Source organism: Maribacter litoralis, from assembly GCF_003075045.1.
Classification (GTDB): Bacteria; Bacteroidota; Bacteroidia; order Flavobacteriales; family Flavobacteriaceae; genus Maribacter; species Maribacter litoralis.
Genome location: NZ_QCZD01000003.1, coordinates 483401 through 505406 on the forward strand (window position 1 = coordinate 483401; position 22006 = coordinate 505406).

Below are 22006 nucleotides of genomic sequence, written 5' to 3' on the forward strand. Positions count from 1 at the left end.
TTATTCCAGCAAGTTCACAAAAGCGGTCAACCCCTGTGTTTTAGCATGATCCAGAGCAGTATTACCTCTATTGTCCTTAATGGTTTTATCTGCACCATTGGCAATTAAAAGCTTAGCAATTTCTAACCTGTTGAACTGTGCGGCATAAATAAGGCATGTTGCCCCCATTGCATTGCGTCCGTTCACTTCTGCTTTCTTCTCAATTAACAATCTTGCTATGTCTGTAAATCCCTTAAAACAGACTCCCATTAAAGCTGTATTGCCAGAAGCATCTACTGCATCTATTTTTGCACCTCTATCTAGCAGTAATTCAGCAATTTCCATTTCATCGTAATAAGTTGCCAATATTAATGGCGTAGAACCTCTTGTATCCTTACTATTTACAAGTACAGGGTTCTTGTCTAACATTGACTTTACTTCGACAAGACTACCTTCTCTTATGGATTTAAAAAAAAACTCGTTCATAAAATTGAATTTTTAAATATCTTATTAATTAATCACATTGTTAGTATACTAATTTTTGAAGTATTTTCTTACTGAGCAACTATTTTTTCCTACTTAAAATGGAAATATGTACCTTTAAAACTAAATTTATATACTTTGAAAACATTAGCCGTTGACTTTCTTGTAAAAGAGTCCCCCAATGCAATTGCTATCGTGGATACTAAGTTAAACTATATTAGCTACTCTAACCAATGGCTAAGTAATTTTAGTTTCCATGAAACAGATATATCCAACAAAAATATTTTTGATGTCACTATAGACACTCCAGAACCTTTTAAAGATGCAATAAAAAATGCTTTAAATGGAGATGAGCACATCAATGATGATGAAAAATTTGTTTTACCTAACGGCGATGTTAAATGGTTTAAATGGAAAATTACACCTATTAAGAATGAATTAAACGAAACTGACCGTATCATTATTTTTCTAGATGACATTACGGTTTATAAAAAGGAAATAGAATTATTACATAAAGCAGAAGAGGTTGCCAGAATCGGTTGTTGGGAACTTGACCTTAAAAGTGGACAAGTGTATTGGACCAAAACTACCAAAGATATACATGAAGTAAGTGAAGATTTTGAACCTAACTTGGAAGAAGGTATCAACTTTTACAAAAAAGGAGCCCATAGAGAGAATATCACCAATTTAGTAAGCACGGCCATAGCTGAAGGCAAACCTTTTGACACAGAACTCATCATTATTACGGCCACTGGAAAAGAAGTTTGGGTATGCGCAAAAGGGGAAGTAGAAATGCTCAATGGAAAAGCCGCTAAACTAGTTGGTACATTTCAAGATATTGATCAGCGTAAACAAATAGAAATAGCGCATGAAGAAATATCTGAACGACTTAAAATTACGACAGAAACTGCTCAAATAGGAACCTGGGATTATGATGTAATTGACAATAGTTTACACTGGGATAATGAAATGTACCGCATTTTTGATGTTGGTGAGAAAGAATTTTCGGGGGCATTTGAGGCTTGGTCAAACACTATTCACCCAGATGATAAAACTAGAATTTTACTATCTACAAAAAAAGCGCTTGAAGGTAAAAAAGACTTTGATGAAGAATTTAGAATCAAACTTAAAGATGGCACGGTAAGATACATAAAAGGCTTATCTAAAACCATAAAAGATATTAAAGGAAAGCCGATTAAAATGACCGGTGCAAATTGGGACATATCAGAGCTTAGGAGTGCTGAATTAAAACTTGCCAGAAGTACTAAGTCATTTTCAGAAACTTTTGAGCATGCTGCAATTGGTATGGCTTTGGTTGGCCCAGATCTTAGATGGTTAAAAGTAAATAAAAGTTTATCGTATAGCTTGGGATACTCTGAAAGTGAGCTTCTAAATATGAAAGCCACCGATATTACACATCCAGAAGATTTGACCGACAGCCAATTGTTCAAAACCAAAGTTTTTAATGGATCCAATAAGAATCTGCACATACAAAAAAGATATTTTCACAAAAACGGAAATATAGTACACGCCATTATAGGTGTTACACCTGTTTTTGATTATGATGATAAGCCAAGTCATGCCATAGTTCAATTTTTAGATATTACAAGCAGAATTGAATCGCAAAAAAAACTTGAAGCCCTTGTTGAAGTTACCAAAAGCCAAAACGAAAGTCTTACCAATTTTGCCCATATCGTTTCACACAATTTAAGGTCACATTCAACAAATATGACGATGCTGACCAAGTTCTTAAACGAGGAAGAAGATGAAGAAGAGCGTAAAAACTTGAATAGAATGATTACCAGTGCCACAGAAAGCCTATCTGAAACCATTGCACATTTAAACGACGTGGTACAGGTGAAGACCGGGGCACTTGAAAAATTACAAAGCATTAGCGTTCTCAATACCATTAACCAAATTACAAAAAGCATAAACGGCATACTTGAAGAACATAGTGCTATATTAAAAATAGATGTTTCAAAGACCCATTTTGTAAATGCCGTGCCTGCCTACCTAGAAAGTATATTTTTAAACATTCTTACAAATGCTCTTAAATATAGGTCTGTAGAACGCACACCGGTTATTGAAATTAAATCAAGAACTAAAAAAGACAAAGTACTTATTACCTTTACCGATAACGGTCAAGGAATAGATTTAAATAGACATGGAGATAAAATTTTTGGTATGTACAAAACCTTTCACAAGCATAAAGATGCAAAAGGAATAGGTTTATTCATTACCAAAAATCAAATTGAATCTATGAACGGAACAATAAATACTGAAAGTGTTGTAGACAAAGGTACAACCATGTTCATTGAACTAAACCAAGGTTAATTATTACAAACTATGAAGAAAGTTGATATTTGCTGTATTATAGATGATGATCCAATATTCGTTTACGGCACCAAAAGAATTATAAAAGAAGTTGATTTTGCAAATACCGTTATGGTATACTCTAATGGCCAAGATGCCCTTGACGGTTTAATGAAGATATCATTAACAGATGAACCTCTGCCAGATGTTATATTCTTAGACTTGAATATGCCCGTTTTAAATGGCTGGGAATTTTTAGATGAGTTTAAAAACTGTAAAAGTAAAAAATCAAGAAAAATAGTTATTTACATTATTAGCTCATCGGTAGATCCGAGAGATCTTGAACGTGTTAAAGACTACGAGCAAGTAGATACATACATATTAAAACCTATTACCCCAGATGATCTTTCTAAAATTCTAGGAGCTACGGTTGAGAGTTAGATAATATTGGTTATTTTAACCACCCATAATTGTTGATAAGTTAGATGAACTTTGATTTACCATAAGGAAAATCAATCTAAATATTTATATAACTTAGTCATTAGCAATATTTTATATTTAAAAACCTAAATCTAATTTAGATTTATTATTGAACAATTTTAAATGAGCATATTCTCTAGTTGTTGTATCATTGATGACGATGAATTTTTCTCGGTAAGTACAAAGACCACTCTTAAACACTATGATTTCTGTGATAATATTTTGTATTACTCAGAAGGTCAAGAAGCAATTGATGGTCTAGTAGGTTTACTTGTGGAAAATATTACCTTACCAGATGTAATATTTCTAGATTTAAATATGCCCAACAGAGATGGCTGGTCATTTTTAGAAGAATTTGAAGCGCTACCCATAGACAAAATTGGTCATATTCAAATTTATATTACCAGTTCTTTCATAAGCCCAAGCTTTATGGAAAAAGCTAAAAAATATAAATTGGTAAAAGATTACCTTGTTAAGCCATTAACAGAAGATGCTATTAAAAAAATAATTGCTTCTAAGGAATAATCTTAAACTTATCTCTCACCGGGTGTAAAATCCATTGGGGCATTTTTTGGCTCGTTTACAGTACCCATCTCACCGGTATCATTAAATATTTGCCATTCATTTGCATTAAAGATGGCGTTACCGTTTATTATTTCCGGTCTTCGTAATGCTCTACCATCTTCAAATTCATGGTTGGTATTACTACCATCTACCCCAACAACCCCAAATATATCTATGATTTTACCAAAAGGATCAACAAGAACAATATTGTCGTCCCCATTTGAATCTGCAGGTGAATTGGTACCTACCCCAAGGTCTGGAACAATGCCATAGACAATTTCAAACTCCTCTGTATTCGGTGAAATGACCAATAATCCGTTTGCCTCTATCGTTAATTCAGACAAATCTATTGATGAACTAACTTCTACATTATCATTTGTATAACGTTGCAAAGTCCAACCTTTTAAAGACAAGCTATCGCTTGATGCATTATACAGTTCAATAAAACGGGCGCCTGCATTGTTATTAGGGTCTGCAATTTCAGATATTAAAATAGAGGTAGAAGTAAATTCGTCTATAAAATCTTCGCATCGTTCTTCGTTAAAATCTAAGTCGTTTAGATCTCTAATAATTAGCTGATACTCGTTATCATTATACGTTAGAATTCCGGTAGCCATTCCCATTTTTTCGGGAAGCAATTCTGCTTGAAAATCGGCATAACCGCTATTCACTATAGACAATTCATTATCATTGCAATCTATCAAAGTACGTATTGTTTCCTCTTCTTCTATAGCAAATGTTTTACCCAGCTCTTCTTCTTTAAATTCAATATTACCTATTTCAACCAAAGTGCCAATCATGGTTTGATTTATTTCTGATATTGAAGTACTAAGGGGAACAATGCCATCATTCGCTTTGCACGACAGTAAAACATGATCAAATACAACATTTTTAGGCAATCTACCAACGCTACGATTTCCAAAAGAAGTAAATACACCGCCAACTTTGTAAACACCATTAGATTCGCCCAAATACATTCCCTTTAATTTTATAATTATTTGCTGACCAACATTAAAGAACAAATGAGAATCTCTTAATTCTAACTCGATCTGCATTCCATCTGACGGATTACTCGACTCATCTTGAAAATATATAGTATTAAAAAAATTACCTTCCTTATCCGATGAAATCACATAACCTTTTATCACCAAATCATCTTGTATTTGAACGGTCTCCCCTTTGTAGAAATTCTTAAGTTCCGAAATGTCTATAATTTCGAATTCCCCTTCTGAACATATGATTTCTGGAGCATCAAAATTCCTGTTTTTAACACATGACATAAATACGAGCAAAATGCCCATACCCAATATCCTATAAATAGTATTCTTAATAATCATTTTACTATGCGGTATTAAAAACTAAATGCAAAATTCAGAAAATAGGACCTTCCAAATCCGTACCAATATTTTGGAGCAAAAGAGAGACTACCACTTAAATTATCTTGCTTTAATTGACCATAATTTCCATTTCTACTTTGCTCGTAACCCCCAGTTCTAAAAGACGTATCGAAAACATTGTTGACACTTGCAAACACACTTATATATTTTCCCTTTTTAAGCCATGATTTACCGCCAACGATATTCAGCAAATAAAAATTATCAAGTGGTTTTTGCTTCAATAGTTTCTCCACATTTTCATCTGTAGCATCAAGAAATGGTAATTGCGTTTCTGGATCAATTAAAAAACTCTGAGTTCTAGTTATCGTAGAAATGTTAGCATAATTGTTTGCTAAATAATTTGCCGAAGCACTTACCCACCAATATTTAGGATCCCTGTATTCTATACCTACCGCAATTGCTTTCTGCGGACCTTGCGCCAATTTATAATCTTTAACTGCAGACTGGCCCAAAAATTTAGCACCAGATATATCTATTAAATCTTCATTAGCGCCAGCTGTATCAAAATTTATGGTCACAAACGGATTACTAGCATACACATGCTTGGCCACAGAAGCCACTAACGATAATTTTACGGCACTAGATAACTGATACTCCAAACCAAGTTCAGTGCCTAAATGTAACTTGTCTAAATCTGTCAACACTTCTTGCACAAAATCTGAACCCACACCAGAATCAACAAAGAAAAAATTGACATCTGTTAAATTTTGAAAACGAGTAAAAAACCCAGTCAATCTTCCCGTTAGTTTTGGCATCCTCAAATAATAGTTTGCATCTACACTCGTTATTCTTTCACTTTGAATATTCGGTACTACACTATTGTTCTCTCTAGGATTAATAAATACATTTTGAAGTGTAGGTGCTTTATTAATATATGCCGCATTAACGGAAACCCAATGCCTTCCTGTAATTGTATATGATGCACCGGTTTTTACCGCCCAATTAGAGAAACTAACTTGTTGACTTTTACCTAACGAATCATCTGTAAAACGTTCATTCTTAAACATACCTTCTCTTTGGTAGTCGACCATAGTATACCTGCCAGATATAAATGACTTCACCTTATTATAATTTGCACTTAGCTGCGTAAACATATCGGTTTCATTACCACTCAAATTATAATTGTAATTAAATATGTCACCTTCAATTTTATTTACATCTGATGATACGTCATTTAAAGTTTCTGAGAACACATCAATATCCTTATGATATTCCGCCCCAAGTAAATCTTTTATTTGGGCATAATTTTTAGAATTCAGCTTTCTATAGGTTGCGCCTAAATCTAACTGCAAATGACTATTAATTTCTATGTTTGAAGTTAACCTGGCGGTAAGTTGATCGTCTTTGGTGGTATCGTCGTAAAAGACATAAGCAGCTTCACCATTTTGACCTATACTGGTATTCGCTTTGTAAATATTTTCCCAATCTAATTGCGGATGGTCTAAAAAACCTTCTTCTGCTTGTATGGCACTTTCAAAATTGGCTCCAATCGGCGAATTCAGATAGAAACTGGGTAAATAACGATAATATGTAGGGTCTGGGTTTGGAGCATTAAAATAACCTAAGCGGCTTCTTTTATAGATTCCTGTTTGATACGCCAACCCAGCTTTAATCTGTAGATTTTTAGATTCGTATTGGTAGTTGAGCAAAAACAATGGTTCACGAATATGGCGTTCTCTCGAGTTTCTTATTTTATCATCTTGAACCCCCCAATACGGATTATACCTATTTCCTTGAATTTCGAAAACTTCCTCAGTAATCGCAGAAGAACGGCCCCTTCTATTAGATGCTACAATTGCAGTGGCAGACAATGTGCTTTTATCATTCAACAAATACTCTGCAGAACCATAGATAGCGTAAGAATCATATAAAGTACCTTCAATATAACCTTGCTTCGCCCATCTTCTTGAGGCAGAAAGTATAAAGGCGAATTTTTCATTGCTAAGCCCAGAGTTATAGGTCGCCATAAGTCTGCCACTATATGTTCTGTTTGATATAGAGGAAGACAATCTGGTACCGGGTCGCAATCCAGATGGGCGTAGATCAATATTTGTATTACCAAGAATTCCGCCGAAAGTAAAATCTGATGCAGATAGTCCGTTTGTATATTGCTGATTTCTTATAACATCATTTAAACCTCCCCAATTGTTCCACTGAGGCCTGCCATCATACATTTTGTTCATTGGCAATCCGTTTAGGTGAACTTCGCCATACTGAGAATCATAACCTCTTACTCTAAAAAATGCTTGCCCAAAATCAAATGCCGCCCTATTTAAGAATATATCCTTCGTGGATTGTAACAAAGCCAACGCGTTTGAGTTTACTTCATCATCTAACAGCTCGTCGTCTGTAATGGTGACCAGATTTATAGATTTTTCTATGGTAATATCACGTTGCAAAAGAACATCACCCAAATCAATATTTTTATCTTCAAGCAAAACAGGAACACGTTTAATACTAAAATCTGACGCAGAAATACGAAGTATGTATTCTCCTCTACTTGAAAAGTTCAATATAAAGCCACCAAATTCATCGGTATTAACAACAGCGTTTTCACCTTCAAGAGTTACTTCCGCATTTTCAATACTTTCACCTTTCAACCTATCTTTTATGAATCCCTTAATTGATAAATTACCTTGGGCTTGAACGGAAAATATTTTAAATACTAATATTAAAAACAGGGTATGCTTAATCATTCTATAGCTTAACGCCTTACTAATAAGCCATTAAGATACTATTTAAGAAATAATTAACATGAAAAATCCGTATACTCACGGATATTTAAGACAAAATACCTGTAAAAATGCGCTTTGTACAATCTGTTTTCTTTTTTCTGACCTTCTTATCTTTTGCTCAGAACAATAATTCTTATCAAATTAGAACCATTGCATTTTACAACTTAGAGAATCTTTTCGATACAAAAAATGACACATTAATTTACGATGACGATAGAACGCCTGAGGGAAAAGACCAATGGACAAAGGAACGCTATTTGCATAAAGTAGATCAAATGTCTAAAGTTATTTCTGAAATTGGTTCTAAGGACAACCGAACTGCCCCAGATATTATTGGCGTTTGTGAGGCAGAAAATTTAGGTGTACTTGAAGATTTGGTGCATCATAAAAATTTATCTGAATTCAATTACGGCATTGTCCATTACGACTCCCCAGACGAGCGTGGTATTGATGTTGCCTTGCTCTACAAAAAAAGTGCTTTTGTTCCAGTTAACTTTAATAGCCATAGATTACTGTTGTTCAATATGGAAGATAAACGCGATTATACAAGAGACCAGCTCATTGTTGAAGGATTATTGGACAATGAAAAAATCTATTTTATGGTCAATCATTGGCCTTCTAGAAGTGGTGGGGAAGCAAGAAGTAGACCTTTTCGACTAGAAGCTGCCAAGCTGAACAAACGCATTATCGACTCGGTGAGAAAACAAGATGTTGATTCAAAAATCATAAGTATGGGAGATTTTAATGACGACCCCATTGACCCAAGCTTTAAAAAAATACTAAAGGTTAAAAAGAATACCAAAAAGTTAGATTCAACCAGTCTTTACGGACCCATGGAAAAACTATTTAGAAAAGGTAGAGGCTCTTTGGCTTATAGAGATAAATGGAATTTATTTGATCAACTTTATATGACCTCTAGTTTAATCAATAATCCAAATGAGGGTTACAGATATTGGAAAGCTGGAATTTTCACCCCTAGTTATTTAATGGATCCAAAAGGTAAATACAAAGGTTACCCATTAAGAACTTATGCAGGCGGAAGTTATATTGGCGGATATAGTGATCATTTTCCCGTGTACTTACACCTTATTAGAAAAATGAACCTATAAAAAAAGACCAAATTGAAATTCAATTTGGTCCTAAAATTTTATTTGAATAACCTTAATTAAACCATTGACCCCAAGGAATTCTACTTAATATCAGCAATAATCCTAGTCCGTAGAAAATAGCAATGCTTTTAAACTTCTTGTCTCCTTCTACAAACTTCTTGTGCCTAGACCAACCAATGGTTATTGCAGCAATCGCCAAAATATTTATAAACGGATGCTCAACCGCAAGCAAACGTGCCGCAGAAGTTAAACCACCCATACCAAATTCTTGTATTGCGCTTAACCCACTTGGAGAAACAAAGTATAATATTAAGCCTACCAATAATTGAATATGACAAAGAATTAATGCAAAAAGACTTACTCTTAAGTCTTTACCCATATCAAAGATTCTTTTTGAAACGAGCCCCGAGATTGCATTAACTACCGCTAATATTAGTACGGCCAATGCTATATAGGCCAGGTAAGAATGAAGTATGTGTATAGTTTCGTACATAGTATGTTATTTAGGTTTTAAATGTACTGAATTTTGAGCAAAAAAAACCCTGACCTAGTAGTCAGGGTTTAATAAATTATGTAATTGGATTCTTAGAAATCGTAACGTAATGTAACGTTCCAAGTTCTACCCCAACCAAAGTAACCTTGGTTAGAAACCGCTATACCGTCATACAACTCTTCTCCTGCTTCTGCAAAGTTAGCAGTAGTTAAAGTAGACAAATACTCAGTATCGAAAAGGTTATTAATGTTACCTCTTATTTTCAACTGCTTCAATTTATCAGCTCCTAAAGGAACTGTAAATGTAAGACCTGCATCTAATAAGTTATAAGAAGGTAATTCTAAATTTTCCTTAACCGCACCAACATCAGAATAAAGATTATCGTAGTATCTCCAATCAGAGTCAATAGCGAAGTTTTGGTTAATCTTATAAGCAAAACCTAAACCACCTGTAAACTGTGCAGCACCACCAACTTTACCACCGTCATAGTCAACTGTTTCTTGACTAATTAAGTTACGATCTTCATCTGTAACCTGTGTAGTAGCTTCACCTTGATATACCCAGTCACCTACAGAAAGGAAACCGTTTATTGCAAGACCAGTTGCAGGTCTTACTTTGAAATCAAATTCTACACCTGAGTGCAATTGCTCTGTACCGAAATTAGTTGTGAACGTAAGTACATCATCAACAACATCTGAACTAGAAACAACTCTATCTTTCCAAGACGTTCTGTATAAGTTAACATTTGCTGAGAATATTGAAGTTTTAAAACCATAACCTGCCTCTAATCCTAATATCTTTTCGTTCTCAGTTAAAGGGTTAACTTGGTTTGTAAAGTTCAAGTAAATATTATCATGGTATGGTTGACGGTTATAGTAACCAGCGTTTACATAAAAGCTATGAGCATCAGATGCTTTGTAACTTAAACCAGCTTTTGCATTGTAACCAAAATTATCAACTTTTTCAGAATCAACACCATCTGTAATTCCAGCTGGTAGAGGCTCACCTGTAGCCTGAGAAGAAGTACCATCGATTAAAGATTGATCTGCGTACTGGAAATGATCAAATCTTTGGTGGTACTGATTAGAAACAGAACCTTGAAAGAATGCTGATAAATTATCGTTTGCATATTCTAACTGCGTAAACAAACCTCCGTAAGAGATGCGCTCATCATTACTATATGCTATTTTTTGATCTTCGTCATAAGAATCAAATGCTGCTTCCCAACCAGAAGGTCTGTAACTTTCAGTTGCTGTTACAAATTTATATGTTCCAAAACCACCATATGTTTCATGGTTGTTATTTTGATCTCTAAGACGAATTTGCTCTGTCCAAGAATTTAAACCGTGGAAATCAGAAACTACTCTAAAGTGCTTACCGTAATATGTTCTTAAATCAAAACCAACATTCCAAGATAAGTTATCGGTAAGTTTAGTTTCAAAATTTGAAATTAAACCATACCAGCTATGTAAGTTCATCGATGCTCTAGTAATGTAGTTGTCCTCTGGACCAAAATACTCACCAGCACCATCTGTAACTTGTGCATTCTGTGCATAAATTGCATCATAATCAATACGACCTTCCGCAGTTCTTATTCTATTACCACGATCACCGGTTCCACCACCGTTACCCCATGATGCATACGCAACTGTAGAAAGGCTAGATTTGTCGCTAATTGTCCAGTCCCAGTTTAAGTTAGCAACTGGCTTATGATAGAAGTTTCTTCTTTCAGTTTTGTATTCACCATTATATGTACCCCAGTTATTGTTGTAACGTAGTCCATATTCCAAATAATCAGATATAGGTTTTGTAAAGTTTTGATCATGAAATTGTGGAGCACCAGTAATTAAAAAGTTAAAACCGTGTTGGTCATTTGGTCTATATCCTGCAGAGATAAAGTATGTTTGACCTTCACCAAAGTTACCTTCGTTGTAACCATCACCTTGCCAGTGAGAAAGCATTACACTTAATCCCCAACCTTTTTCAGAAATACCAGTATTATAACCTGCTGTAGTCTTAATGTAGTTGTCATTTGCTATGGTAGAATATGCAAATCCACCTTGATTCATTTCTGTAGCTTTGGTTACAAAGTTAACTGTACCACCCACAGAAGAGATAGCTAACTTAGAGGAACCCAAACCACGTTGAATTTGAACACCACTAGAGATATCATTTAATCCAGACCAGTTAGACCAGTACATTTTACCGTCTTCCATACCATTAATTGGTTGCCCATTTAAAAGGAAGGCTGTATTATCTTGCTCAAAACCACGAACTCTAATGTTAGAATCACCGTAACCACCAGCTTGACCAGATACATAAACAGATGGCGTATTAACCATTGTCATTGTAATATCTTGAGTACCTATTTTTTCCTGAATCGTCTTTACAGGAATTGATGATACTGCAATTGGCGTTTGTCTGTCGCTAGCAAGGTCAATAAGACCCCTACCAACTACTACGACACCCTCTAACTCCTCAGCATTTGGCTCCAATACGATAGAACCAATACTACCCGTAGAAGTAAAGGCAACTTGTTTAGAATTAAAACCGATGTAAGAAACTACTAAAGTTCCAGACTCGGCGCTTGCGTTAATTGTAAAATTTCCATCAAAATCCGTTGATGTTCCATTGGTTGTACCTTTTACCATTACTGTAGCACCTGGCAATGGAGTATTTGTATCGCCATCTAATACAGTACCTGTAATTGGTCCTTGTGAAAAAGCAGTTACGGTCATTAAAAATGCCGCTAATGCAAAATACATTTTTTTCATTTTTTTCAAGTATTTGTTAGTTTTTTAACTTGCTGCAAAAGTCAATTATTTTTAAACCTTCAACGTTAAGACAACGTTAAATCAGCACTTCAAAAGTACCCAAAAACTTAACATGATTCACTTGAAAATGAAATAGTTACCCTTTTAAAAGAATCTTTATCGTATTGAAAATTATTTCTTAAAATATTGCAAAAGTCGCAATGTGGAGCTGTCATGATTAGAAATATCTGAATTTTTAATATCACTAAGAATGGTGCCCGCCAACTGTTTTCCTAGCTCTACACCCCATTGGTCATAACTAAAGATGTTCCAAATAATACCTTGCACAAAAATTTTATGTTCATACAGCGCTATCAATGAACCTAGGCTTTTCGGCGTTAACTTATCAATCAATATAGTATTAGTTGGCTTATTGCCAGCAAAGACTTTAAACGGAGCAAGCTTGTCAATATCCGTTTCCGACATATCTTTTTCCTTTAACTCTTTAACAACTTCTGCTTTTGTTTTACCATTCATTAAAGCCTCGGTCTGTGCAAAATAATTTGCCATCAATTTATCGTGATGATCCTTATCTCCATGTAAAGAATATTTAAAACCTATGAAATCGGTCGGTATTATTTTAGTGCCTTGGTGAATTAACTGAAAAAAGGCGTGTTGAGAATTTGTACCGGGTTCTCCCCAAATAATGGTACCAGTTTCATAACCAACTGTATTTCCTGCTCTATCTACACTTTTACCATTACTTTCCATGATACCTTGTTGTAAATACGCAGAAAATCTACTTAAATACTGTGCATATGGTATTATAGCTTCTGTCTCAGCACCATAAAAATTATTATACCATACACTTAGTAATGCCATCACCACCGGTACATTTTCAGAAAAATCACTTTCCCTAAAATGCTCATCGGTTTCATGAGCACCTTCTAACAGCGCATCAAAATTATCATACCCAACGGCCAATGCAATTGTTAGACCAACAGCACTCCACAATGAAAACCTACCACCTACCCAGTCCCACATTGGGAATACGTTTGCAGCATCTATACCGAACTCGGCTATTTTTTCACTGTTAGTAGAAACTGCCGCAAAATGTTTTGCAATATCTTCTTGTGTGCCATGCTTTAAAAACCACTTTTTAATAGTTGTAGCATTACTCAATGTTTCTTGAGTCGTAAAGGTTTTAGAAACTACCACGAACAGAGTTGTCTCAGGATCTAATGTCTTTAAAACTTCATGAACATGATCACCATCTACATTACTTACAAAATGAACGGATAAATGATTCTTATAAAACTTTAAAGCTTCGGTTACCATTGCCGGACCTAGGTCTGAACCTCCAATACCTATATTTACCACATCGGTAAATGGTTTGCCCGTGTATCCTTTTAGCTCCCCACTTATTACAGCATTGGCAAATTCTTTTATATGCTCCTTAACTTGAAATACTTCGGGCATAACATTTACACCGCCAACCAATACCTCATCATCTTTCTTTGCCCTTAAGGCTGTATGTAATACTGCCCTGCCTTCGGTCTCGTTAATTAATTCGCCATCAAAATAATCCTTAATAGCTCCTTTTAAATTAACTTCTTCTGCCAACTTCAGTAGCAACTGCATTGTTTCTTCAGAAATTCTGTTCTTTGAATAATCGAACAAAAAATCGTTCCACTGCAATGTAAATTTCTCTGCTCTATCTGCATCAGAAGAAAACATAGACCTTAAATGCGTGCCTTTGGTCTCTTCATAATGTGCGTTTAGTTTTTTCCAAATATCTGTTTGCTGTGGATTTATTTTATCTAGTGCCATTTTCTTGATTTAGTGTTAGTAAGTCCTCTTCGTCCTCCAATAAAACTTTAGGATAAATAATACAATCTAATTGTTCTTTATATGTTGAGATGTATGCGAAATAATCTTCTTTTAATGAATCGTGCAACGGTTCTGCTTGTGGAAGCTCTTCTTTTAACGGATCTACTTGCCTGCCATTTTTCCAAAAACGATAACACACATGTGGCCCACCGGTATTACCCGTCATACCGATCCAACCAATTACATCTCCTTGGCGTACAAACTCCCCCTTTTTAACTTTTTGGGCTTTCATATGTAAATACTGTGTAGAATAAGTACCGTTATGCCTAATTTTTACATATTTACCATTACCGCCTCTTCTAGTAGATTCTACCACGGTACCATCTGCAGTTGCCATAATAGGGGTTCCAATTGGCGCGGCGTAATCGGTTCCTTTATGAGGGCGTATTTTGTAGCCGTAATATTTAATTCTACGTTTAAGGTTATATCTAGAAGATAATCTACCATACTCAACGGGCATTCTTAAAAATGTTCTTCTTAAGTTGTTCGCATTTTCATCAAAATAATCTACCAAACTTCTTAGCGAGTCATTTTCATATGCGAAAGCATAAATGGGTTTGCCGTTATGCTGAAAGTATGCAGCTTCTATGGGTTCTGCACCAGCATATACCGTATCATTAATATATTTCTCATTATAAATGATCTTGAACTTGTCATTTTTTTGTAATCTGGAAAAATCAATTGTCCACGCATATACATTTGCCAAATTATGGGTAACATTATAATCTACACCCTGCTGTAAGATAGCTTCAGACAAACTTGATTCAATTATACCGGAAACTTCTCTTTGTACATATTTTACCTTATTCTTTTCCTTGTATACTTTAACGGTATCTCGCAAATCTACCACCGTATAATTAATAGGATCATTTTCATAAATGAATACTTGGGCCTGTGCCATGGTGTCTTTAGACTGTAAAATAACATAAGGTTTCCCTACACGAATTTTACGAACATCAAAAGTATCCCTGAAATTTTCTGAAATAGCGGCTACCTTAGGATAGTCGACTTTATGCTGCTGCATTAATTCGCCAAAACTGTCGCCATATTTAATGGTGTCTAACTTGACATGAAATTCATCTAAATTAAAACCAAACCTTTCATTTAATACCGGCTTTTCTATTTTACCGATATCTTGTGCGATATCTTTCTTTTGTACTTCGCCTTCCTTACACGATACCATTGTGGTCAAAGCCAAAATTACGCCCCAAAATTTCTGCATTACTCTCCTCTTGATTTATCTGGATTCAACATATGGTCTACCCATTGCTTACCCCAATTGTTTAATTCTAATTCTGTATATAACTCTGGAAAAAAGACGATTTTCTGAAAACTTGGCGGTAAATATTCTTTCCAATTAGTACCACCGGTAGCATCTATATCTCCAGTATCTTTTCTTAAATATCTATGAGCAGACCCCATGTGCATCAATTGCCAATTAATATTGGCGTTCATATCTAAAGTTTTCAATGCTTCAATCAATGAAGGGTCTTCTCTTTGCTCTTTGGGTAAACTTAAGTATTTATGATATATTGTTGCATTCTTCACCTGTTTTGCAATTCTGATCAGCCTTGGTGTATACCTATACTCAAATTGTTTTAAGGTTAAGGTTTTTTCTCCGGTAGAAAGATCGGTAGCCCCTTTTTTCCAATAGATATATTCGTATAATTCCTCTATCCTATTATCTGAAGTAAACTGTTCTCGTTCAGAAACATGAACCAAATTTTCTAACGGGGTTGCATACAACTCTATCATTCTAAACTGAGCCGATTGAAAACCACTCGCTGGAAGCAGAGCCATACGATACTGTAAAAACTGTTCGCGTTCCATTCCCTTTATCATCACACTAAATGATGAAATCAATACCTTATAATAACTATTTATTCTTCTAATTTTTTCTACAAAGAAATCAAGGTTACCGCTTTTATCATCTACCAATTGTTTTTGCTCATGCAAAATCAACTTAAAATACAACTCGGTAATTTGATGATACATGATAAAAATCTCCTCATCAGGGAAATGAGTTCTTGGCACTTGCAAACTTAACAAAGTGTCTAAATGTATATAATCCCAATACGTTAAATAACGCTGATGCAATAAGCCATCTAAATAAGAGCTAAGATCTTGCCCTGAATCTTTATATTTTTCTTCTAGTTTAGAGATTTGGGATTTAATCTTCTCTTTATCTTTCATCTATGGGTTAATCCATTATAATTTTAAACTGATGTTTTAGACCATTATACCCATCTAAATCTGCTTTGATAGCGCCTACTGCTAAATCTGCCTTTATTCTAATAGGTATTCTATTATCATCATTAGAAACCCATAACGACAAACTTTCCTGCTCTTTAAAAACTCGACCAGATTGAACCAGTGGTCTAAATTTTAAGCATTCTACTTTACCGTATTTAGTATTCAACACTTCTTTACCTAAATATTTAAGCTTAAAGTTAAAAATACCATCATCATCATAAAGCATTTTAAGAGTAATAGCTTTTCCTATTTCAAGGTCTTCCGTTTTATAGTTGTTCCTTAAAAAATAAAAAGCGGATATTAAATCCTGTATATTGTCCTCTAGTGTAAAATTAAGCTTTTTCTGGTTTTTCTTATCATTAAGTTCTGCTTTAGACGCATTATGATCAAAGTTTATTTCTACATCTTTGGTATAACCGCCTTCATCAATTTTACGAATAAATCTATATGGTTTACCATCTTCCTTATCAAAATAGCTTTCATACGTGTCATCTACTTTAAAAAACCAACTGGCGACACCTGTTGTTTCTCCATGACCAACCACATGGTAAACTGGCTTGTCGTCTATAGTTGCAGAATTTACTTGCAATGTTGCAAAGCTGGCATTTAAAAACCCATAGTGCATTCTAAACTTTAACCATTCTCCAGTTTTAAAGGCTGATTGAGAACTTTGAGCTTGCACGCCAAAACAGGTTCCTATAAGAGCAAGTAAAATCAATTTTTTCATAGTTCGCAGTTTATTGTAAAAATAGCAATAGATAATTTTCTATATCTATAGTTACAATATCTTAAACAAAATTTATTCCAAAGTATTGTTGTATAAAAAAAGCCCAGTTTTAAAACTGGGCTTTTCCTAAATAACCAACCAAACTTTAAATTATGAAAAACCACTACTTAAAGTTGTAAGGGAACCACCCCTTAGCTGGTGTAAATTTAAGGCACTTTACGCTACCCAAAGTACGGTTTAACTTACTTTAACGATAAACTTAACAGTTATTCACACTTCTAATAAATAATTGGGAATCTCTTAAGAATTTAAGGTCGAATTAATCGATCTTCGCTCGGCATTAACAGCAACAATCTTAACTTAAAACCAATAACCGATACTCACAAAAAATTGAGAACGACCTTCTTCTGGGGTCCAAGAATACATGAGGTTTACAGGACCTAAAAAAGACTCCCAGCCATACCCTACACCATAGCCAGAATAGGCTGGCGCATCAAACCATTCTCCCGTTCTAAAGAGGTCATCATCTACATTTGCAAAATTGGCAGTAAACAAAGCATGATTTTTTTTTGCAAATTCGTAATCGAGCCTAGCATAGGCTTTTACAAAACTATTACCTACCAAACTTATAAAATCATAACCTACAAACGGCACCAAACTATTTATGAGGTCAGTACCATAGCCACCTAAAATAAAATCAAAAGAGGTAACATTAGAAGTACCTAATTTAAAACCTCCTTCTGCCTCTATATTCAAGGAAAGATTCTTCACCAATGGCAACGCCATTCCCATTCTAGCTTTGGATATGGAGAAATCCTTAAAATTGTTGTTATAATCAGAAGACAATATATAATAATGCATATCCCCATTAAAATAAAGTCCTCTTGATGGAAAATATTTATCATCATAAGTATCTAATTTAAGCGCCCCAAAAGCACTGATGTAGTTACTTCTTTCAAAATAGGTTCGTCCGTTACTATCTGTATTACCGGGCAGACTATCATCATCAATATCACCAAAGGTTCTAGTACTAAACTGTAAATGCTTAAACTCCCCGCCAAGTGTAAAGGAAAACTCTTCTTTAACTACGGTTTGAACATATAGTTGATTGGTAAAGTCTGATACGTTCAAGTTTATAGAATTTAATTGGGTACCATTACCGACATCAAAATTACCCTGTATTAAATCAAAATCGATTTCTTGTTCGAAATCATTGAATCTAGAATTTATTCCAAAGCTCCAGTAACTACCTTTATCTACGTAATATTCGAAATTATACCTAATATTATCGCCCAGGATAAAATCAAAAGATGCTACATCATCTTTTGAAAGTATTCTTTTTTTGGTAAGATTTATAATTGCCCCGCTCTTATATAGATCATCATAATGAGCACCCAGTCTTAAAAAGGAAGTGTTTCTGGTTTCATCTAAAGGCAAAATTAGATCTTCGCCTCCATTTAAATTATTTAATAATTTATACTTTATAGTTCTAAAATTTCCCGTTGCCGATAGATTACTGATGCCTTGCTGTAGTTTTTTAAAATCTATAGGCTCATCTAGGCTAAACCTTAATTTTCCTTTTACATACCCTCTTGTATGATCTGTATTTCCCTCAATAAGCAACCTATTGACCGTTAGCTCTTCTTTTGCACCTACCACGGGAATAGCTCTATTTTCAGGAACGTCTTTAGAGCCGATTTTTTTCAACTCCTCTAACTTTAAATTAGCCGCATCTTCCCCTTTTTTAACAATTTCAGCCAATCTATTAAAGTCGATTACCGAGAATTCCTCTATTTGTGGCTTAATGTAAATATCGGTTTTAGCTGATTTAATTTGCATATCGGCAACTGTTCTATAGTTGTTGATTTGAAGTAAAATTTCTGTAGCGGACAATAGCGCATCCCGATCAGATAACCCATGTTGTACATCAACCCCTATAATCAAATCAGCCCCCATAGCCCTAACTTCGTCTATTGGATAATTATTTACCACGCCACCATCGATCAACACCTTATCATTAATAGTCGTAGGTTCAAAAAGCGAAGGCAGAGTACCACTTGCCAATATTGCCTCTGGTAAGTAACCCGAATCTAAAACCACTTGTTTACCAGTTTCTATATCGGTTGCAATACACACAAACGGAATAGGCAGTTTATTAAAATCATCTACATCCTTAACGTGATATAAAAGCCGAACAAATTCATTATAAATATTCTGCCCACCAGAAAAAGCAGGGGGCACTGTAACCTTAAAATTTTTAAAGGGCAATGTTAAAGCATACCTTTCCGAGTCTTCTTTTTCATAAAAGGTCTTTGCGCTTCTAGGCAGATTATCTTGTATTAATGCCCCAACATTGGTAACCGTAAAAAGGGAATCAAGCTCATTAGCCGTATACCCCGAAGCGTATAAGGCACCAACAATGGCACCCATACTAGATCCGCCAATATAATCTATTTCTATACCTGCTTCTTCAATGACCTTTAACGCACCAATATGCGCCATACCTTTTGCACCACCGCCACTTAACACCAAACCAATTTTTGGAGCTTTCTTTACATCTGTACTTTGTGCAAATAGTGTTGTAGCAATCATTAATGAGGCTACAACCAAGACATATCTTGAAAACAATTTATTTTTGACGGAAAGACTCATATATTTTCTTTGCTTTTGATGCACCAACTTCTTGACTTAAACTTTCTACCGATGCTTCTTTTATTCGCTTCACCGATTTAAATTTTTTCAATAATTGTTGAGCAGTTTTTTCTCCTACACCATTTATACCTTCAAGCTCAGAATTGATCGCCCCCTTACTTCTTTTATTTCTGTGAAAAGTGATACCAAACCTGTGCGCTTCATTCCTTAAATACTGAATAATTTTTAAACTCTCAGACTTCTTGTCCAAGTATAAAGGTATAGGGTCTTCTGGAAAATAAATTTCCTCTAGTCTTTTTGCAATACCTACAATGGCGATCTTACCCCTTAAACCTAAAAGGTCAAGACTTTTTAGCGCTGAAGACAACTGACCTTTACCACCATCAATGACAATTAATTGCGGCAAAGGTTGCATCTCTTCTTGAAGTCTTTTATATCTACGAAAAACCACCTCTTCCATTGACGCAAAATCATCAGGCCCGGTTACTGTCTTTATATTGTAATGTCTATATTCTTTTTTAGAAGGCTTACCATCTTTAAAAACAACACATGCAGCTACAGGATTGCTACCTTGTATATTACTATTGTCAAAACATTCTATATGCCTTGGCTCGGCAGATAACCTTAAATCTTTCTTCATTTGCGCCATAATTCTATTCGTATGGCGATCTGGATCAATAATCTTAATCTGATTGAATTTTTCTTGTCTAAAGAACTTGGCATTTCGTTCAGAAAGATCAAGAATACGCTTTTTATCCCCTAACTTAGGCACGGTAACTTTAAGTCCTGGCGAAACTGCAATCTTAAATGGCACATAAAGCTCTTTAGATTCTGATTTGAATCGATCTCTTATTTCAACAATTGCCAATTCTAACAAATCTTCATCTTGCTCCTCTAATTTTTTCTTAATCTCCATTGTATGAGATCGTATTATTGAACCATGTGACAATTGTAGAAAATTAACATAGGCATATGCATTATCAGATACTATACTAAAAACATCAACATTGCTGATCTTAGGATTTACTATTGTTGATTTGGATTGGTAATTTTCTAAAACATCAATTTTGTCCTTGATCTTTTGAGCCTCCTCAAACTTCATTTCTTCTGCCAAAGCTTTCATTTGACCTTTGAAATAAGCTAATGAAGATTTAAAATTTCCTTTTACTATTTCTCGTATATCTTCTATTTGCCTGTCATATTCAGAAATTGATTGATACCCTTCGCAAGGACCCTTACAATTTCCCAAATGATATTCTAAACAAACCTTATACTTACCAGCATTAATTTTTTCTGCCGATAAATCATAATTACATGTTCTTAAAGGGTAAACACTTTTAATTAAATCTAAAAGCACCCTTACTGTCTTCATGCTCGTATACGGACCAAAATATTCAGAACCATCCTTAATAACCCTTCTAGTAGGAAAAAACCTCGGAAATCGTTCATTTTTTAGACATAACCACGGATACGACTTATCATCTTTCAACAATACATTATACCTTGGCCTTAGCTCTTTAATTAAGTTATTCTCCAACAAAAGGGCATCTGATTCTGTGGGCACTACAATATGCTTTATAGCCCTGATCTTTTTAACTAAAACCCGTGTTTTACCGTATTCATGATTCTTATTAAAGTAGGAAGAAACACGTTTTTTCAAATTCTTTGCTTTGCCTACATATAATATACTGTCATTACTATCATAAAATTGATATACTCCCGGTCCGGTAGGTAATGCACTTAACTGTATGTTTAAAGGAATTTCCGTCATAATTCAACACCACTAAATTAATCTTTAATACGCACTTTATAATATACAATTAGGCAATAATCCAGATTATACAATTGAAAATACCTATTGCGACTTTAATAAAATTCATACATTATAATTGCGAATACACTATTTTTTAAATCTTTAATTAAATAAAACAACAACACAAAAAAATTATCAAAAAGTCAAATATTTGATTTTCAGTTAATTATATATTAAAATGTTTAGAAATATGCGCCAGAATGTTAATTTTAATATAAAAATGTGCATTTCAACGATAAAAATGTGCACTTCACAGAGATCATATAAATTATTTTACCTATTTTTAACTCAACAACAACAATTATTAGCTCATTTACAAATCTAGGATTATGGATAGTTATATCATCACATTAGGAACATACCTT

Annotated in this window: 15 protein-coding genes; 4 read left to right on the top strand and 11 right to left on the bottom strand. The window is 34.5% G+C overall.

Annotated elements, in window-relative coordinates; translation table 11 throughout:
* Positions 1–465 carry an ankyrin repeat domain-containing protein gene (locus DCS95_RS13590; protein ID WP_116771329.1) on the bottom strand — a complete coding sequence of 155 codons (465 nt, stop codon included), beginning with the start codon at positions 463–465 and terminating at the stop codon, positions 1–3.
* 135 nt (positions 466–600) lie between these two features.
* Here DCS95_RS13590 and DCS95_RS13595 point away from each other — a divergent pair, with 135 nt between their 5' ends.
* The 3 genes from DCS95_RS13595 to DCS95_RS13605 all read left to right on the top strand — a co-directional run bounded on the left by DCS95_RS13595 (position 601) and on the right by DCS95_RS13605 (position 3780).
* Positions 601–2796, top strand: coding sequence for a PAS domain-containing sensor histidine kinase (locus tag DCS95_RS13595; protein WP_116771330.1), 2196 nt, complete (start codon positions 601–603; stop codon positions 2794–2796).
* Between the two features lie 12 nt (positions 2797–2808).
* Complete coding sequence (locus DCS95_RS13600; RefSeq protein ID WP_116771331.1) at positions 2809–3216, top strand: response regulator; 408 nt, start codon at positions 2809–2811, stop codon at positions 3214–3216.
* Positions 3217–3378: 162 nt separating this feature from the next.
* The gene (locus DCS95_RS13605; RefSeq protein WP_116771332.1) at positions 3379–3780 is read left to right on the top strand and encodes a response regulator; all 402 of its coding nucleotides are present in this window, start codon (positions 3379–3381) and stop codon (positions 3778–3780) included.
* Positions 3781–3788: 8 nt separating this feature from the next.
* Here DCS95_RS13605 and DCS95_RS13610 read toward each other — a convergent pair whose 3' ends face one another.
* Both DCS95_RS13610 and DCS95_RS13615 read right to left on the bottom strand, forming a co-directional pair.
* Entirely contained in the window at positions 3789–5156 is a 1368-nt protein-coding gene (locus DCS95_RS13610; RefSeq protein ID WP_116771333.1) for a DUF5689 domain-containing protein, read from the bottom strand.
* A gap of 14 nt (positions 5157–5170) precedes the next feature.
* Complete coding sequence (locus DCS95_RS13615) at positions 5171–7912, bottom strand: TonB-dependent receptor (protein WP_116771334.1); 2742 nt, start codon at positions 7910–7912, stop codon at positions 5171–5173.
* A 107-nt stretch (positions 7913–8019) separates the two neighbouring features.
* Here DCS95_RS13615 and DCS95_RS13620 point away from each other — a divergent pair, with 107 nt between their 5' ends.
* Positions 8020–9060, top strand: a complete 1041-nt coding sequence (locus DCS95_RS13620; RefSeq protein WP_116771335.1) for an endonuclease/exonuclease/phosphatase family protein — start codon at positions 8020–8022, stop codon at positions 9058–9060.
* Between the two features lie 52 nt (positions 9061–9112).
* Here the strand turns inward: DCS95_RS13620 and DCS95_RS13625 are convergent, their stop codons facing one another.
* The 8 genes from DCS95_RS13625 to uvrC all read right to left on the bottom strand — a co-directional run bounded on the left by DCS95_RS13625 (position 9113) and on the right by uvrC (position 21599).
* Positions 9113–9553 carry a hypothetical protein gene (locus DCS95_RS13625; RefSeq protein ID WP_116771336.1) on the bottom strand — a complete coding sequence of 147 codons (441 nt, stop codon included), beginning with the start codon at positions 9551–9553 and terminating at the stop codon, positions 9113–9115.
* 92 nt (positions 9554–9645) lie between these two features.
* A complete protein-coding gene (locus tag DCS95_RS13630; RefSeq protein WP_116771337.1) occupies positions 9646–12327 on the bottom strand; it encodes a TonB-dependent receptor in 2682 nt (893 codons plus the stop codon).
* 171 nt (positions 12328–12498) lie between these two features.
* Positions 12499–14136: a glucose-6-phosphate isomerase gene (gene pgi / locus DCS95_RS13635; RefSeq protein ID WP_116771338.1), complete on the bottom strand. Its 1638-nt coding sequence runs from the start codon at positions 14134–14136 to the stop codon at positions 12499–12501.
* Positions 14123–15418: a M23 family metallopeptidase gene (locus DCS95_RS13640; protein ID WP_116771339.1), complete on the bottom strand. Its 1296-nt coding sequence runs from the start codon at positions 15416–15418 to the stop codon at positions 14123–14125. Before DCS95_RS13640 ends, pgi begins: the two co-directional genes overlap by 14 nt.
* Positions 15418–16389 carry a tryptophan 2,3-dioxygenase family protein gene (locus DCS95_RS13645; protein ID WP_116771340.1) on the bottom strand — a complete coding sequence of 324 codons (972 nt, stop codon included), beginning with the start codon at positions 16387–16389 and terminating at the stop codon, positions 15418–15420. The genes DCS95_RS13640 and DCS95_RS13645 overlap by 1 nt, the downstream gene beginning before the upstream one ends.
* A gap of 7 nt (positions 16390–16396) precedes the next feature.
* Complete coding sequence (locus tag DCS95_RS13650) at positions 16397–17176, bottom strand: DUF3108 domain-containing protein (protein ID WP_116771341.1); 780 nt, start codon at positions 17174–17176, stop codon at positions 16397–16399.
* A gap of 360 nt (positions 17177–17536) precedes the next feature.
* On the bottom strand, positions 17537–19828 hold the full coding sequence (locus DCS95_RS13655; RefSeq protein ID WP_164674197.1) for a patatin-like phospholipase family protein: 2292 nt from the start codon (positions 19826–19828) through the stop codon (positions 17537–17539).
* Positions 19806–21599, bottom strand: coding sequence for an excinuclease ABC subunit UvrC (gene uvrC, locus DCS95_RS13660; RefSeq protein ID WP_116771343.1), 1794 nt, complete (start codon positions 21597–21599; stop codon positions 19806–19808). The genes DCS95_RS13655 and uvrC overlap by 23 nt, the downstream gene beginning before the upstream one ends.
* Positions 21600–22006 lie beyond the last annotated feature (407 nt).